Here is a 15867-nt window from a genome sequence, read left to right as displayed (position 1 = left end):
ACAGCGATCAATACTCAAGGAGGCGTTACGATGTCAGTACTATTTCACCGTGATCATTTCGAAGGAAAACATATTCTTGTAACTGGTGCAACCGGCGGTATTGGGGAGGCTGTCGTCCAAAAGCTGCTTGCTTCTGGAGCGAATGTTACTGCTGCCGGAAGATCCGATGAGAAACTGTCCCGTTTAAAGCAGACGGCCCATTATCACAGCGATGCCTCAAGACTTATGGCAGTTTCTGCAGATATTGGGGACTCCGATGGCAGAAAATACCTGATGGAGCAGGCAGAGGATGGATTCGGTCCGGTTTATGGCCTCGTAAACAGCGCAGGCATCACCGGAGGCGATACGGTGGACCAGATTCAGGAAGACGACCTGGAGAAAGTTATGCATCTTAACTTCACCGCTGCAGTCATGCTCTCCCAGCTCGTGTACCAGGGCATGAAAGATATGCAGGGCGGCAGAATCGTCAATATCTCCTCCCTTTCCGGTCTGCGCGGCACATACGGCAGTACAGCGTACGCCGGGTCCAAATTTGCCCTCATCGGCTTTACGCAGTCATTTGCTCTCGAAGCAGTGGAGCATAATATAAGGGTTAACGCTGTCTGTCCGGGGTTTGTGGATACGGAAATGGCTAGAGAGATTCTGGAGAAGAAAGCTTCCAGAAACGGAAGAAGCTACGAAGAGGAACGCAGGGAAGCAGAAAAAGGACTTCCTTCCGGCAGAATGACCCGTCCGGAGGAAGTCGCAGATGCTGTTCTTTTCTTATTGTCCGACGCATGCGGAAATATGATCGGCGAGTCCATGAAAATATCGGGCGGAAGCGTCATGCGTTAATCTTCTGCTGCTTCGCGGAAACGCTGGAAAAATAAATCAAATTCTTCAGCCTCTTCTTCCGGATCTGTACCTTCCGGAAGTGGAGGCAGCTCTTCCAGCGATTTCAGCCCAAACTGTTCAAGAAAATGTCTCGTCGTTCTGTACAGAATGGCGCGTCCGGCTCCTTCTTTTCTACCGGATTCTTCAATAAGCCCTTTCGCATGGAGCGTACGGATCGGACGGTCTGTTCTTACCCCCCGTATATCTTCAATCTCCATTCTGGAAACCGGCTGTTTATAAGCAATAACAGCGAGTGTCTCCAGCGAAGCCTGGGACAGCGTGCCGGACGCAGGCGAATGCACAAGCCTCCGGAAATAGTCTGCATGCTCCGGAAGTGTTGTCAGCTGAAATCCTTCTGCAACTTCCAGAAGCTGAATTCCCCGCCCTTCTTCCCTGCAGCGCCGCTGCAGCAGCTCTACTGCTTCATCAAGCTGAGCTTCATTAACCTGCATCACATCCAGAAGCTGGCTCTTTTCCAGACCCTCTTCTCCCGCTACAAATAAAAGCCCCTCCAGGACAGCGGTTATTTCCATTAAATCCTTCATGATGTAACTCCCTCTGCTTCGATCCATATATCTTCATAATTGTCTTTCTGCGTACATCTGATCTCTCTTTTTTTCATGAGCTCCAGGACGGCTAGAAATGATACAACCAGTGCGTCATCTCTACCTTCCAAAAGCGTCTGAAACGTGGATCGGCCGCCCGATGCATCAAGACGGCTCCGGAGATAGATCATCTGTTCATTGATCGGGATTTCTTCTCTCGTAATTCTTCTCTCTCTCGGCTTCTTTTGATCTTTCCGTTTTTTCATCTTTTTAAATGCTTTCAGCATGTCGAAAACGTTCGCTTCCACCTGCGTACCCTCTTCCTTCGTTTCCTGAAGAAGCGGTGTCAGATCGGTCATCGGCTTCGTAAACAGACGGCTTCTCTCCATTTCCCTCATCTTCAATTCACCTGCCGCTTCTTTATAGCGTTTATACTCCGCCAGACGTTCCACAAGGTCTTCTTCAGTGACCATATCCTCTTCCTCCATATAGAGCGGATCTTCTTCCACCGGCTCTTCGATCGGCAGCAGCAGGCGGGATTTCATCTGGAGCAGTGTAGCAGCCATGACGAGGTATTCACTTGCTATATCCAGTTCAAGCACCTGCATTGCATGTATGTAGGTGAGATATTGTTCCGTAATCTCTTTTAGTGGAATGTCGTATAAATCCACGTCATTTTTATGAATTAAGTGCAGCAGCAGATCGAGCGGACCTTCAAAACTGTGCAGTTTTACTTCATAACTCATTTGTACACGCCTCCGTTCCGGCGCTATTATATCATATTCCTTTATCGTTTGACTTCACAAATGAAGGGGATTTGCTATATGATGGATGGATAGTAAACTTAGATGATCGGAGAGTGGCTTTTGTGACCAGACCGTTTTATCCGGAAGCTTATATAAACTATCTTTACGAATTCCACTGCACGAGGGATTACTTTGAGTGCCACGAGATTCTGGAGGAGTACTGGCTGGAGACTGGACGTGAAAAACACTGGCTTGTGCTGATTCAGCTTGCTGTGGCTGTGTATCACGAACGCCGCGGGAACCTCAAAGGAAGCAGAAAGCTTCTGACGAGTGTACTGGAGCAGCTCGATGAGACAAAAAACCAGTTGGAGGATCTCGGAATTCATACCGCTCTTTTAAAAGAAGAAGTGGCAGACCGAAGGAACCAGCTGTCGGCTGATTTCTATGTACCGTTTAATCTTCCGCTTCACGATGCCTCACTGGAACAATACTGCCTGAGTCTTGCTGACCAGCACGGTACTGAGTGGAAATGGGACGGGGATATTCATCATTATCCGCTGATTCACCGCCATAAACTCCGCGACCGTTCAGAAGTAATCGAGGCACGAAATGATGCGCTTTTAGCTAAGCGCCGATAACAGAATATATATCGGTAACGAAGGAGACCGGGCTTTTTTCCAGCCCGGTCTCTTTCATATATTATTAAAGCTGATTAAGAAATTCGTTATTGAGGTTTGCCATCTCAATTGCAGCCACAGCCGCTTCCCAGCCTTTATTGCCGGCTTTGGTGCCGGCGCGTTCAATCGCCTGTTCAATCGTATTTGTCGTGATGACACCAAAAATAACGGGCACTCCGCTTTGAGAAGCAGCATTTGCCACTCCTTTTGATGCTTCGCCGCACACATAATCAAAATGAGGCGTAGAACCGCGGATCACCGCTCCAAGCGTTACTACTGCATCATATTTCCCGGATTCCGCCAGTTTTTTCGCTGCGAATGGGATTTCATAGGCTCCCGGAACCCATACGAGCGTCACGTCTTCGTCTGCTGCACCGTGTCGTCTGCAGGCATCTTCAGCACCTGAAACGAGGCGCTCCGTAATAAAATCATTAAACCTTCCGGCAACAATAGCAACTTTCAATCCTTTGGCAGAGAGGCTGCCTTCCATTACATTTTTCATCGTATCAATTCTCCTTCAGTGAATGTTTGTCTTTTTCTGAACCGGCTTACAGGTGAAGCATATGGCCGAGCTTGTCTTTTTTCGTACGCAGGTATTTCTTATTGTCTTTCGAATGCGGCAGCTGAATCGGCACACGATCGACCACTTCCAGCTCATAGCCTTTTAAACCGGTGATCTTACGGGGGTTATTCGTCATCAGCTTCATTTTACGGATGCCTAGATCTTTTAAAATCTGGGCACCTATGCCGTATTCACGCAGGTCTGGCCCAAAGCCCAGCTTTTCGTTGGCCTCTACCGTGTCCAGACCCTCTTCCTGCAGCTTGTACGCCTTCATTTTATTCAACAGCCCGATACCACGGCCTTCCTGTCTCATATACAGGACGACACCGGAGCCGTGCTGCTCAATCTGCTGAAGCGCTGCGTGAAGCTGCGGCCCGCAGTCACACCGTCTGGAACCAAAGACATCTCCTGTAAGACACTCCGAGTGCACACGCACTAGAGTAGGTTTACTGCCGCCGATCTCCCCTTTCACTATCGCTACGTGCTCCTTACCGTCCACTACGTTGGAGTAGCCGATCGCACGGAAGTCGCCGTAGTCTGTGGGCAGGTTGATTTCCACTTCCCGCTCCACTAGTTTATCTTTACGGTTGCGGTACTGGATCAGATCTTTAATCGTAATCATTTTCAATCCGTGCTCATCGGCTATTTTCCTCAGATCCGGCACTCTTGCCATCGATCCATCTTCTTTCATAATTTCGCAGATGACTCCTGCCGGTTCAGCTCCGGACATTCTGGCAAGATCAACGGAAGCCTCCGTGTGACCAGCTCTCCGCAGGACGCCTCCATCCTTTGCAATGAGCGGGAAAATATGTCCTGGACGCTGAAAGTCTGCCGGCTTTGATTCCGGGTCGATCAGCTGCTGAATGGTCATAGCGCGTTCCTGGGCAGATATTCCTGTTGTAGTATGTTTATGGTCTACGCTGACCGTAAATGCCGTACCGTGCGGATCGGAGCTGCGGTCGACCATCGGCGCCAGGCCGAGCTTTCCAGCGCGGTCTTCTGTAATCGGAGTACAGACCAGCCCCCGGCCATGCGTCACCATAAAATTAATCGTTTCTGCAGTCGTTTTTTCGGCGATACTGACGAAATCGCCTTCGTTTTCCCTGTCTTCATCATCACAGACGATAATGACTTCCCCCTGCGCGAGGGCATAAATCGCTTCCTCAATAGGATCAAACATCCGTTTCTCCTCCTCTGTCATCCACCTGAATTAAAAGCCGTGTTCCTTCAGAAAATCTGCTGAAAGCGTCTCCCCGGTTTCCTGAGTACGGAAGCGCTGCTGCAGAAGCTCCTCTACGTATTTTGCCAGCATGTCACACTCGATATTAACGACATCCCCGGTATCTTTTTCCCCGATGACGGTTTCCTCGAGCGTATGCGGAATAATCGAAATGGTAAAGGATGATTCTCCGACACCAAATACGGTCAAGCTCGTACCATCTACGCTTACGCTTCCCTTAAGCGTTAGATAAGGGCGCAGCTCCGGAGGAACGCCAATTTCATAATAGACGGCGTTGTGGTCTGCTTTTTTAGAGAGTATTTCCCCTACGCCATCTACATGCCCGCTTACAAAGTGACCACCGAACCGGCCGCCGGCAGCCATTGCCCGTTCCAGATTGACATAAGAGCCGACATCCCGGTCACGAAGGCTTGTGCCTCTTACTGTTTCGGGCATTAAATCCACTTGAAATTCCTCTTCTGTGTATGATGTAACGGTAAGACAGACGCCGTTGACGGAAATGCTGTCACCGGAATGAACATCTTTTAAAATTTCCGGCGCCTGAACTTTCATTGTAATCGCATCACCGCTGCGTTCCATCGCTGTAATTTTTCCTTTTTCTTCAATAATTCCAGTAAACATTACTGCTCTTCCTTTCTTCGGTAAATAATACGGAGGTCGTTTCCGAGGACAGTGACATCATGACGGTGGAGTCTCGGCGCTCCGCTTAATGAAGCTGTACCGCTTCCCCCTGCCGCTCCCGGGGCTTTCTCGCCGCCGATTAAAATCGGAGCGCTGTAATGGACCACCTGCTCAAAGAGACCTGAACGGAGAAAACTGTCATGAATCGATGCACCGCCTTCGACAAGGAGAGATTGAACCTGCTCACTGCCCAGCATATCCAGGACGTCAGGAACATCGATCCGAAACGATGGGAGCACCGTTACCGAAGCGCCTTTCTCTCTTAACCGGGTGACTTTATCAGCCGGTGCCTGTTCGGTTGTGAAAATCCGGACACCGCCGCCGTCCTGCAGCAGGCGGGCCTGTTCTGGAAAGCGGAGTGTCGTATCAAGCACGACTCTCAGCGGCTGCATTCCTCCTTCCGGCAGGCGGACTGTCAGAGAAGGATCATCGGTTTCCACCGTATTAATACCGGTTAGAATGGCGTCATGCGTACGACGGAGCCGGTGACCGTCCTCCCTGCTTTCGGGACCGGTAATCCATTGGCTCTCCCCCGAGGCTGTCGCTGTTTTTCCATCGATGCTTGTAGCCATTTTCAGTGTGACATAAGGCCTCTGCGTATGAATGTAATGGAAGAAAAAACGGTTCAACTCATCTGCTTCTCCTTTCAATACATTGGTCACTACTTCAATACCGGCATCACGGAGCATCTGAATACCCCGTCCGGACACCCGTGGATCAGGGTCATCAGAGGCCGTAAACACCCGTTTGACACCAGCCTCAATAAGAGCTTCTGCACAAGGAGGTGTTCTGCCTGTATGAGAACAGGGCTCCAGCGTGACATAGGCATCTGCTCCCTCTGCAAGCTCCCCTGCCATCGAAAGCGCATGTCTTTCTGCATGGGGGCCGCCGGCTTTTAAGTGAACGCCGGTCCCGACAACTTCACCATTATTGACGATAACACAGCCGACAGACGGATTCGGCGAGGTCTGTCCAACTGTCATTTCAGCCATTTGGACTGCTTTTTTCATAAATAAATGCTGCACGGTCTGCTTCCTCCCTGCGTGCCTTTCCGGGGCAAAAAAAGCCCTGAACAGATATATCTCCGTTCAGGGCATACGTGCAGAATATAAGCACGATCAGCTGAAAGATGTATTAGGACACACTTCTCCCGTATCATCAGACAGCGTCCTTCTCCCATCCAGACTATACTGTCGGCTTTGGAATTTCACCAAATCCACCGCTGCAGACACTGCACCGGGTCACGGACTGAAAGGCTGCATCACCTTATCACCGCCGGTTGGGACTTTCACCCGACCCCGAAGGACAAACGTATAAACGTCACGCGTTATTTGTGAATAACTTAACTATATCATTCCCGAATAGCGCCGGCAACAATCCTGAACTGAATAAAACTGTACTTTTTCACATCGCCATTATGTAAAAAAACCCTCAGAGGAATCTCTGAGGGGGTAAACCGTAAAAGATGTCAGGCGTCGTAAACAGAAACTTCCTGCATCGTATCGCCGGGCTTAATACGTTCCAGCGTATCGATACCCTCTGTCACTTTGCCGAAGACAGTGTGGACGCCGTCCAGGTGAGGCTGCTGCTCCAGGACGAGGAAGAACTGGCTGCCTCCTGTGTCCCGGCCTGCGTGCGCCATCGACAGGCTTCCTTTTTCATGGCGGTGAGGGTTGTTGTCCGTTTCACACTTGATTGTATACCCAGGTCCGCCGGTACCGTTACCATTAGGACATCCGCCCTGCGCTACAAAACCAGGAATGACGCGGTGGAACGTCAGTCCGTTATAGAAACCGTCGTTTGCAAGCTTCTCAAAGTTTTCCACCGTTCCGGGAGCTGCCTCCGGGTAGAATTCCATCGTAATAACTTCTCCGTTTTCAAACGTTATTTTTCCTTGTTTCATAAACATTCATCCTCTCTGTTTGCCATTGATTTCTAACTGCATCAGTCCGATGCACATTCTCTATCATAGCAGAATTCCTCTATCTGTAACCACTGAAAAGAAAAAAGAGGAGGCTTTATAAGAAGCACTCCTCCACAAGGTTACGAGCTGTAGGAAGCTGTCTCTTTTAACCTGGAAAAAGACCGCTCTCTGCTCGTTAAATCTTCCAGTTTTTCTCTTTCAATCACACACTCATGGTGTCCATCCTCGACAAATACAACAGCCGGACGGAGGATTCGATTATAGTTGCTTGCCATCGAATAGCCGTAGGCGCCTGTTGAAAACACAGCCAGTGTATCTCCCTGCTGCACTTTTGGGAGGTCCAGATCCCAGATAAGCATATCTCCACTCTCGCAGCATTTCCCTGCAACGGAGACTACTTCCTCTGTCTGTTCAGCAGCACGGTTTGCCAGAAGGGCACTGTATTCTGCCTGGTAGAGAGCCGGACGGATGTTGTCCGTCATGCCGCCGTCAACAGAAATATACGTACGGATATCGGGAATATCTTTTCTCGCACCAGTCGAATAAAGCGTCGTACCGGCCTCTCCGACGAGCGCACGGCCCGGCTCAATCCAGAACTCCGGCACCGGCATCCCCATTTTTTCAGCTTCTTCTTTTCCTGTTTCCACCATCCGGTCAATGTAGACATGGAGGGGGAGGGGCTTATCCCCTTCTGCGTAGCGGATGCCGAATCCTCCGCCGACGTTCAGTACTTCCGGATAAAAACCGAGTGACTCATTCCAGGAGCGGATCGAGCGGAAGATTTCTTTTACCGCTTCTTCAAAGCCTTCTGCTTTAAAAATCTGCGAACCGATATGAGAGTGCACCCCTCTAAGATGAAGGTAGTCATTTCCCTGAATCATCCGGATCGCTCTATCCGCCTGTCCGCTGTTTAAATCAAAGCCGAACTTGGAATCTTCCTGTCCTGTAGAAATATATTCATGGGTGTGGGCTTCTACTCCCGGTGTGATACGGATGAGTACATTCATTTTTTGTTTCCTGGATTCAGTCAGCGCCATCAGCCAGGAGAGCTCCGTGAAATTATCGACGACGATACAGCCGATATTGTTATCAACGGCCATTTCCAGCTCCTGAGGAGTCTTGTTATTTCCGTGAAAATGGATGCGTTCCACAGGAAACCGCGCTTCAAGCGCCGTATAGAGCTCTCCTTCCGAACAGACGTCCAGGCTCAGGCTGAGATCCGCTGCAAGCTCCATCATTGCGATACAGCTGAAAGCCTTCGAGGCGTAAGCAATTTCATATTGAACGCCCTGATTGATAAACGCCTGATGAAATTCGTCAGCACGATTTCTTATATCCGCAGTGTCATAGACAAAAAGCGGTGTTCCATATGTTTCCGTCAGGACGGAGCTGTCCACTCCCCCAATTTCCAATCTTCCATGTTCGTTTATTTTCTGCGTTCCTCGCAGGTGCATGATATCATCCTTTCTGCATGCATAAGCAAAACAGTACCTGTATTGTGCCTTGAGCTGAAACAGCCTGAAAGCACAAAAAAAGAAATGAACAGTGAAGACACCATTCATTTCTCATCCCATTGAAAACGGACAAAAAAAGATAGTTCTCCACAACAGGGTGTGACAGTACTGCACTTATTCAATGCAGTCCCAGCCGTCTTTTTCCGGCAGAAAAATCGGCTTCGGCATTCATGCCTTTCTCCCTGCTTCCCAGTGCTGCCTGCACTCCACAGAAATACTGTTCATGTCTGCTCCTCTATCTCTTATGCAATATGTTTATACAATGTAGCATATTCTTTTTGCCCGGGCAAGTACTTTACTTAATTACCTTGTGAATCAATGGACGGGACTCCGGCTTTTCCGGCGAAATAGAATATGCCTCCGTAATTTTTGCACGGGAGTCATCCGCATCTTTGGACTGGGAATGGAGAACAACGAGCGCTTCTCCTTTTTCCACGTAGTCGCCGGTTTTTTTCTTCAGCGTAATGCCGACACCATGATCAATCGTGTCATCTTTTGTTGCTCTTCCTGCACCAAGGTACATGGCAGCTGTACCGACTGCTGCTGCATCAATGGCGGAGACATAGCCTGATTCAAGCGCCGGAACTTCCACGTCAAATGCTGCTTCAGGAAGCTTCGTCATATCGTCAAGAACAGAAGCATCCCCGCCCTGCGCATCAACAAATGTTTTCAGCGCCTGGAATGCAGCACCGCTTTCGATGCTCTCTTCCAGCGCTTTTCTTGCTTCCTGGTCATTTTCAAAGATACCAGCCGTAACAGCCATGTGAGTACCGAGTTCGAGCGAAAGTTCACGGAGATCTGCGACGTTTTTACCCTGAAGTACTTCTACGGCCTCTTTAATTTCATTCGCATTGCCGACTTCAAAGCCTAGAGGCTGGTCCATGTCGCTGATCACTGCTGTCGTGCGGCGTCCGAGCCGGTTACCGATCGTAACCATCGTTTCTGCAAGTGCCTGTGCGTCTTCCAGTGATTTCATAAAAGCACCGGAACCTGTCTTTACGTCCAGAACAATACCATCCGCACCGGAAGCAAGCTTTTTGGACATGATGGACCCCGCAATAAGAGGAATCGAATCGACCGTTGCCGTTACGTCCCGCAGCGCATACAGTTTTTTGTCGGCCGGAGCGAGGTTTCCGGTCTGTCCGGCCACAGCGAGTTTATGCTTATTCACATTTTCTACAAACTGCTCTTTTGTCATTTCCACATGAAAACCGGGAATGGACTCCAGTTTATCAATTGTTCCGCCGGTATGCCCAAGACCGCGGCCGCTCATTTTGGCAACAGGTACGCCGACCGATGCTACGAGCGGTCCAACGATAAAGCTGATTTTATCACCGACCCCGCCGGTGGAGTGTTTGTCGATTTTCATTCCTTCGATCGAAGACAAATCAATCGTGTCTCCGGAATCCACCATCGCCTGTGTGAGCGTGGATGTTTCCTTCTCACTCATCCCTTTGAAATAAACAGCCATCATTAAGGCAGACACTTGATAATCCGGAATCGTTCCTTCGGTATATCCTTCAATAAAAAAGCGGATCTCTTCTTCTGTCAGCTCCCCGCCATTTCGTTTCTTCTCAATAATATCGACCATCCGCATACACGTTTCCTCCTTTAATATCCAGTAAATTCAGAAAGGAGGCCAGGAGCCTCCTTTCAGGAATCAGCTCATTTTTAGAGCTTTTTTACTACTGCTGTTACGAGCTGCAGGAAATCCTGTTTGACGCGCTCTGTCGTCTCCATTACTTCATCGTGCGTAAGCGGCTGATCGAGAATGCCTGCGGCCATGTTGGAGATACAGGAGATGCCGAGCACTTTCATTCCGCCGTGCACTGCTGCAATGACTTCAGGCACCGTCGACATACCGACAGCATCGCCGCCGAGCGTACGGAGCATACGGACTTCCGCCGGTGTTTCATAGGACGGCCCGGTATTTCCAACATACACGCCTTTTTTGAGAGCGACGCCGATTTCCGAAGCTGTCGTTTCTGCGAGCTGTTTTAATTCCGGCGCGTAGGCCTGACTCATATCTGGAAAACGCACTCCCAGTGCATCGTCATTTTTGCCGATAAGTGGATTCGTTCCAAATTGATTAATGTGATCGTCAATGATCATCAGATCGCCTGCTTCAAACGATTCGTTGATTCCGCCGGCAGCATTCGTAACGACCAGTGTAGATACCCCTGCCGCTTTCATTACGCGGACAGGAAACGTTACGAGATCCATGGAATAGCCTTCATAAAAATGAAATCGTCCCTGCATGGCTACCACGCGTGTGCCCTCCAGTTCACCGATGACCAGCTGGCCTTTATGACCAGCAACAGTGGAGGATGGGAATCCCGGGATATCTGTGTAAGGAATAGTGACCGGGTTTTGAATGTCATCCGCCAGAACGCCGAGGCCGGATCCTAGAATCAGGCCGATATCAGGCAGATTGTCTGTTTTGGATAATATAAACTGCTTCGCTTCTTCAATTTGAGTCATGATTTACTCTCCTCTCAGTTCTTTCATAAAGCTTGTACCGTAGTCCGGCATTTTCACACCAAAATTATCTGCTACTGTCGCGCCGATATCAGCAAATGTCAGGCGCGTACCGAGGTCGACCGGATGCGCATTTTTCGCATAGGCAAGCAGCGGTACGAATTCACGCGTATGATCCGTTCCGTGATGAACAGGATCATTACCATGGTCGGCGGTTATAAGTAGAAGATCATCTTCTCTCATCTGGTCCAGCACTTCCGGGAGTCGTGCGTCATATTCCTCCAGAGCTTCCCCGTAGCCGATAGGATCTCTGCGGTGCCCGAACTTTGCATCGAAGTCAACGAGATTTAAAAAGCTCAGTCCTTTAAAATTCATTTTCAACGTTTCATTCAGCTTATCCATTCCATCCATATTTGAAGTAGTACGGAGAGATTTTGTCACTCCTTCTCCATCATAGATATCGGAAATCTTACCGATGGCAATCGAATCGAAGCCTTTATCTTCAAGCTCATTCATCACGGTACGGCCAAAAGGTTTCAGCGCATAATCATGACGGTTCGCTGTACGTTCCCAGTTACCGGGTCCGCCGATAAACGGGCGGGCGATAACCCGGCCGATCATGTAAGGCTCTTCTTTTGTCATTTCACGCGCCATTTCGCAGATTTCATGCAGTTCGTGGGCAGGAATAATATCTTCGTGAGCGGCAATCTGAAGTACAGAGTCTGCCGAGGTGTACACGATCAAATCACCTGTCTCCATGTGCTGCTCCCCCAGTTCATCGAGAATAGCAGTTCCGCTCGCCGGCTTATTGCCGAGAACGCGGCGGCCGGTACGGGACTCTATTTCCTGTACCAGTTCCGGCGGGAATCCTTCCGGGAATGTCCGGAACGGCGTATCAATGTAAAGACCCATAATCTCCCAGTGCCCAGTCATCGTATCTTTACCTGCCGACTGTTCCTGCATCTTTCCATAGGATGCAGCTGGCGGATGGATCGTACCTCCCTGATACGATTTTATCGTCGAGAAGCCGAGCTTATCCATATTCGGCATGGAAAGACCATTCATTTTTTCAGCAATATGACCGACAGTATCGGCTCCTTTGTCATCAAACTGTTCGGCATCCGGCGCTTCGCCGATCCCGACGGAATCCATAACGATAAGAAAAATACGTGAGAATGACTGTTTGCTCATTGGTAATTCATCCTTTCCTGTATATTGTCTGAGGTCAGACGTCTAGTGTTGTGAATGAAGTGCTATGCCCGGGGGTGATACATCGAATACATTTCTTTCATCCGCACTTTTGTTACATGTGTATAAATCTGTGTGGTGGAAATGTCAGCATGACCGAGCATTTCCTGAACCGCCCGCAGATCGGCTCCATTCTCAAGAAGGTGTGTAGCAAAAGAATGGCGGAGCATATGAGGAGATAATTCTTTATCCACTCCGGCATCCCGGGCTGTCTGCTTTAAAATTTTCCAGAATCCCTGCCTTGTCAGCGGACGACCGTGGTGATTCACGAACAGTGCTTGTTCTTTTGCGCGGAGCAGTCTGCTTCTGCCGAATTGAATATAATTCGTTACAGCATCGAGAGCGTGGGAACCGAGCGGAATAATCCGTTCTTTTCCTCCCTTTCCTCTGCACTGGACAAATCCCATCTCTGCATGGAGGTCAGCCGTCGTTAAAGATACAAGTTCACTCACCCGCATGCCTGTTGCATACATCATTTCAAGCATTGCTTTTGTCCGTAGATCAAGTGGCTTCTCTGAACCCGGATGCTGAAGAAGCGCTTCCACTTCTGAACTTGATAATACTTTTGGCAGATTCTGCTGCTGCTTTGGTCTTTCAATGTGAACACTCGGGTCGTGGTCACTCCATTTTTCCCGAAGAAGAAACTGATGAAACGTACGGATGGAAGATAATACACGAGCAGTAGTGGAAGGTGCTCTTCCTCTGTCATGCAGATCACGAAGATATAGAAGAATGTCTGTCCGTGTTACGTCTGTCCATCTGCTCCGTCCTGAAGCCTCCAGGAAACGATGATAGGACCGCAGATCACGCTCTGCAGCCTGAATGGAGTTAGCAGCCAGGTTTTTTTCTACTGTAAGGTAATGAATGAATTCTTCTATTTCGTGCTGCATAAAGCACCTCACTCCCATTGAGCCCTTTCTCGCTCCATCATATCACAATTTCAAACTATTGTGCATGTGCTCATGAAATTATGTAATATTTTATTTTGAAGATTGCAGCGCTCCGCTGACTTAACAGCGAAAAGCCCCCGTGCGCTTTTTCATTCCCGCAAAAATAAGGAAGCCCGGCTCCCAGGCCCCGGGCTTCCTTATATAAAAGTTGATGCTTTTTATTAACGCAGTAATTATTCTTCGATCAGGAGGAAGGATCTTCTGAATGACAGCGGTGGCAGATTCCATGAAATGTGAGCCGGTGGTCTTTGATTTGAAAATTCCACCGCTTTTCCACTTCATCTTCCACATCACCAAGCAGATCCTCCTGAATTTCATCAACCGCGCCGCACTCCAGGCAGACGAGATGGTGATGAAAATGAGCTGCTCCCTCCTGACGCAGATCGTAACGGGATACACCGTCCCCGAAATTTATTTTATCTACGACTTTCAGTTCCGTCAGCAGTTCCAGCGTCCGGTAGACAGTCGCAAGGCCTATCTCAGGGTATTTTTCTTTTACCAACATGTACACATCTTCTGCACTTAGGTGATCATCTTCGTGTTCAAGCAGAACGCGGACAGTTGCTTCACGCTGAGGTGTCAGTTTGTAGCTTTGAGACTGAAGCTGTTTTTTTATGCGGTCAATGCGCTGCTCCATTACGGCTGCTTCCCTCCAATCGATCCCCGAATTCACACTTACACCCGGTTCTCATACTCTGACATAAGTATAATGCTTAATGATAATGAGTGTCAAATGATAATGATTATCATGTAGTGGAGGTTCTTAATTTTGTTTCCCACAGCAGAAGAGCGTACATCGTCTTCGCATCATGAATTTCCTGTCTCAGAACCATTTCTGCCGCTTCGCCGGGGGTCACATCCATTCTTTCCACAAACTCATCCTCATCTGCTTCGACGGTTCCCTGCGACAGTCCTTCCGCAAGAAATAGATAAACCAGCTCATCTGCAAATCCAGGGCTTGTATAAAATGATCCCAGTGGACGCATTTTAGACGCCCGTATGCCGGTTTCCTCTTCTAATTCTCTTGCGGCACATACAGCAGGTTCTTCTCCTGCTTCCAGTTTCCCTGCAGGGATTTCTGCAATTGCTTTCTCCAGCGCTTTCCGGTACTGCTTGACAAGAACAAGCTTTCCTTCTTCTGTCACACAGATCACTGCTACTGCTCCAGGGTGCTTTACCAGTTCTCTTCTGCTTGTTTTTCCGTTTGGAAGCGTCACTTCGTCTTCGTGTACACGGATAACGCTGCCATTGAATATTGGCGTGGATTGAATCGTTTTTTCCTCCATCGATGACATGGTCAGCCTCCTTCTATTCGTCACTATTAAGCATAGGCTATCCCGACCCGTTCTGCAATTGTACATTGCGTTTATTATTAAAAATTATTCAATGGATAAATGAATACTGCCGCTGGAATGAGGGAAGTATCAGGTTAGGAGGTGTTAATGATGCGAAAAAATCAACTAGGTTCTTCTGGACTTCACGTTTCTGAAATCGGACTCGGCTGCATGTCACTATCCGATAACCAGAACGAAAACGAACGCCTTCTGCATGAAGCAGTGGACGGTGGTATTAATTACTTCGACACAGCGGACCTTTACCAGTTCGGCGAAAATGAACGATCAGTGGGAGAAGCACTGCGCGGGATGAGAGAAAAGGTGATCATTGCCACGAAAGGCGGTAACGAATGGGGCCCGGGTATTGACGGCTGGCGCTGGAACCCATCCAAAGAATATATTCACCAGGCCTGCAGAGATTCTCTCTCCCGGCTACAGGTGGATTATATTGATGTCTATCAGCTGCACGGCGGCACATTGGATGACCCTTTTGATGAAACGATCGAAGCGCTGCAGGAGTTAAAGCAGGAAGGGCTTATCCGCCACATTGGAATGTCTTCCATCCGGCCGAATGTTATCAACCGCTTTTTAAGTGAGAAAGATATCGTCTCCAACATGATGCAGTACAGCATTCTGGACAGGAGGCCCGAGGAGTTGTTCCCGGCGCTCATGCAGCATGAAATCAACGTCGTTGCACGCGGACCGGTGGCAAAAGGCCTTCTCACATCGAACGCATACGATAAGATCGGAAGCGACGGTTACCTCGATTACAGCAGACAGCAGCTTTCTGAAACCATTGACAGCCTCATGAATATTGCTGAGGAAGCGGGAATGAGCCTTTCTACGCTGGCGCTGCGCTATGTTATTGATCAGCCGGCTGTGGCTGTTGCCATTCAGGGTGCCAGAACGTCCAGTCAGCTGAAGGCCAACCTCGAAGCCGCCGATCAGGCGCCTCTCAGCAGTGACATTATTGAAGCCGTTCAAAAAGCCGCTCCTGCCTCTTTTTATACAAATCACCGCAGCTGATTTCTGTGGGCATTGAAGAAGCCCGGGATGAAACACGGCTCAATGAACAAACCGAACGATGCTGAAACG

At 49.0% G+C, this 15867-nt stretch carries 17 protein-coding genes and 2 riboswitches; of the genes, 3 read left to right on the top strand and 14 right to left on the bottom strand.

The genetic code is table 11. The features are described from left to right. Positions 1-30: 30 nt before the first annotated feature. A complete protein-coding gene (locus C6I21_RS02270; protein WP_105957809.1) occupies positions 31-834 on the top strand; it encodes an SDR family NAD(P)-dependent oxidoreductase in 804 nt (267 codons plus the stop codon). Here C6I21_RS02270 and scpB read toward each other — a convergent pair. Beyond that, complete coding sequence (scpB, locus tag C6I21_RS02265) at positions 831-1418, bottom strand: SMC-Scp complex subunit ScpB (RefSeq protein ID WP_245411512.1); 588 nt, start codon at positions 1416-1418, stop codon at positions 831-833. The two genes, C6I21_RS02270 and scpB, sit on opposite strands and share 4 nt — an antisense overlap. Then, positions 1415-2164 carry a segregation/condensation protein A gene (locus tag C6I21_RS02260; protein ID WP_105957808.1) on the bottom strand — a complete coding sequence of 250 codons (750 nt, stop codon included), beginning with the start codon at positions 2162-2164 and terminating at the stop codon, positions 1415-1417. Before C6I21_RS02260 ends, scpB begins: the two co-directional genes overlap by 4 nt. Before the next feature lie 122 nt (positions 2165-2286). Between C6I21_RS02260 and C6I21_RS02255 the strand changes: the two genes are divergently transcribed. After that, positions 2287-2802: a DUF309 domain-containing protein gene (locus C6I21_RS02255; protein ID WP_181186045.1), complete on the top strand. Its 516-nt coding sequence runs from the start codon at positions 2287-2289 to the stop codon at positions 2800-2802. Positions 2803-2866: 64 nt separating this feature from the next. Here the strand turns inward: C6I21_RS02255 and ribH are convergent, their stop codons facing one another. The 12 genes from ribH to C6I21_RS02195 form a co-directional block, all read right to left on the bottom strand. Beyond that, positions 2867-3343, bottom strand: coding sequence for a 6,7-dimethyl-8-ribityllumazine synthase (ribH, locus tag C6I21_RS02250; protein ID WP_105957807.1), 477 nt, complete (start codon positions 3341-3343; stop codon positions 2867-2869). 46 nt (positions 3344-3389) lie between these two features. After that, complete coding sequence (locus tag C6I21_RS02245; RefSeq protein WP_105957806.1) at positions 3390-4583, bottom strand: bifunctional 3,4-dihydroxy-2-butanone-4-phosphate synthase/GTP cyclohydrolase II; 1194 nt, start codon at positions 4581-4583, stop codon at positions 3390-3392. A 30-nt stretch (positions 4584-4613) separates the two neighbouring features. After that, entirely contained in the window at positions 4614-5264 is a 651-nt protein-coding gene (ribE, locus tag C6I21_RS02240; protein ID WP_105957805.1) for a riboflavin synthase, read from the bottom strand. Further along, positions 5264-6334 carry a bifunctional diaminohydroxyphosphoribosylaminopyrimidine deaminase/5-amino-6-(5-phosphoribosylamino)uracil reductase RibD gene (gene ribD, locus C6I21_RS02235; RefSeq protein WP_105958006.1) on the bottom strand — a complete coding sequence of 357 codons (1071 nt, stop codon included), beginning with the start codon at positions 6332-6334 and terminating at the stop codon, positions 5264-5266. The genes ribE and ribD overlap by 1 nt, the downstream gene beginning before the upstream one ends. Positions 6335-6488: 154 nt before the next feature. Then, a riboswitch (FMN riboswitch) is annotated at positions 6489-6634 on the bottom strand. Between the two features lie 158 nt (positions 6635-6792). After that, a complete protein-coding gene (locus tag C6I21_RS02230) occupies positions 6793-7227 on the bottom strand; it encodes a peptidylprolyl isomerase (protein WP_105957804.1) in 435 nt (144 codons plus the stop codon). Between the two features lie 140 nt (positions 7228-7367). Beyond that, positions 7368-8702: a diaminopimelate decarboxylase gene (gene lysA, locus C6I21_RS02225; RefSeq protein ID WP_105957803.1), complete on the bottom strand. Its 1335-nt coding sequence runs from the start codon at positions 8700-8702 to the stop codon at positions 7368-7370. 132 nt (positions 8703-8834) lie between these two features. Continuing rightward, positions 8835-9008, bottom strand: a riboswitch (Lysine riboswitch). A 49-nt stretch (positions 9009-9057) separates the two neighbouring features. Continuing rightward, positions 9058-10359, bottom strand: coding sequence for a pyrimidine-nucleoside phosphorylase (locus tag C6I21_RS02220; protein WP_105957802.1), 1302 nt, complete (start codon positions 10357-10359; stop codon positions 9058-9060). Positions 10360-10433: 74 nt separating this feature from the next. Beyond that, positions 10434-11243 carry a purine-nucleoside phosphorylase gene (locus tag C6I21_RS02215; RefSeq protein WP_105957801.1) on the bottom strand — a complete coding sequence of 270 codons (810 nt, stop codon included), beginning with the start codon at positions 11241-11243 and terminating at the stop codon, positions 10434-10436. 3 nt (positions 11244-11246) lie between these two features. After that, complete coding sequence (gene deoB, locus C6I21_RS02210; protein ID WP_105957800.1) at positions 11247-12431, bottom strand: phosphopentomutase; 1185 nt, start codon at positions 12429-12431, stop codon at positions 11247-11249. A gap of 62 nt (positions 12432-12493) precedes the next feature. Further along, positions 12494-13378: a site-specific tyrosine recombinase XerD gene (xerD, locus tag C6I21_RS02205; RefSeq protein ID WP_105957799.1), complete on the bottom strand. Its 885-nt coding sequence runs from the start codon at positions 13376-13378 to the stop codon at positions 12494-12496. A gap of 244 nt (positions 13379-13622) precedes the next feature. Beyond that, entirely contained in the window at positions 13623-14075 is a 453-nt protein-coding gene (gene fur / locus C6I21_RS02200) for a ferric iron uptake transcriptional regulator (RefSeq protein ID WP_105957798.1), read from the bottom strand. 109 nt (positions 14076-14184) lie between these two features. Then, entirely contained in the window at positions 14185-14733 is a 549-nt protein-coding gene (locus C6I21_RS02195) for an NUDIX hydrolase (protein WP_105957797.1), read from the bottom strand. 150 nt (positions 14734-14883) lie between these two features. Here C6I21_RS02195 and C6I21_RS02190 point away from each other — a divergent pair, with 150 nt between their 5' ends. Then, complete coding sequence (locus C6I21_RS02190) at positions 14884-15798, top strand: aldo/keto reductase (protein WP_105957796.1); 915 nt, start codon at positions 14884-14886, stop codon at positions 15796-15798. Positions 15799-15867: the final 69 nt, after the last annotated feature.

Origin of the sequence: Alkalicoccus urumqiensis, from assembly GCF_002993335.1 — a bacterium.
GTDB classification, from domain to species: domain Bacteria; phylum Bacillota; class Bacilli; order Bacillales; family Salisediminibacteriaceae; genus Alkalicoccus; species Alkalicoccus urumqiensis.
Note: the sequence above shows the minus strand (reverse complement) of the source record. Positions and strands in the feature narration are given on the sequence as shown.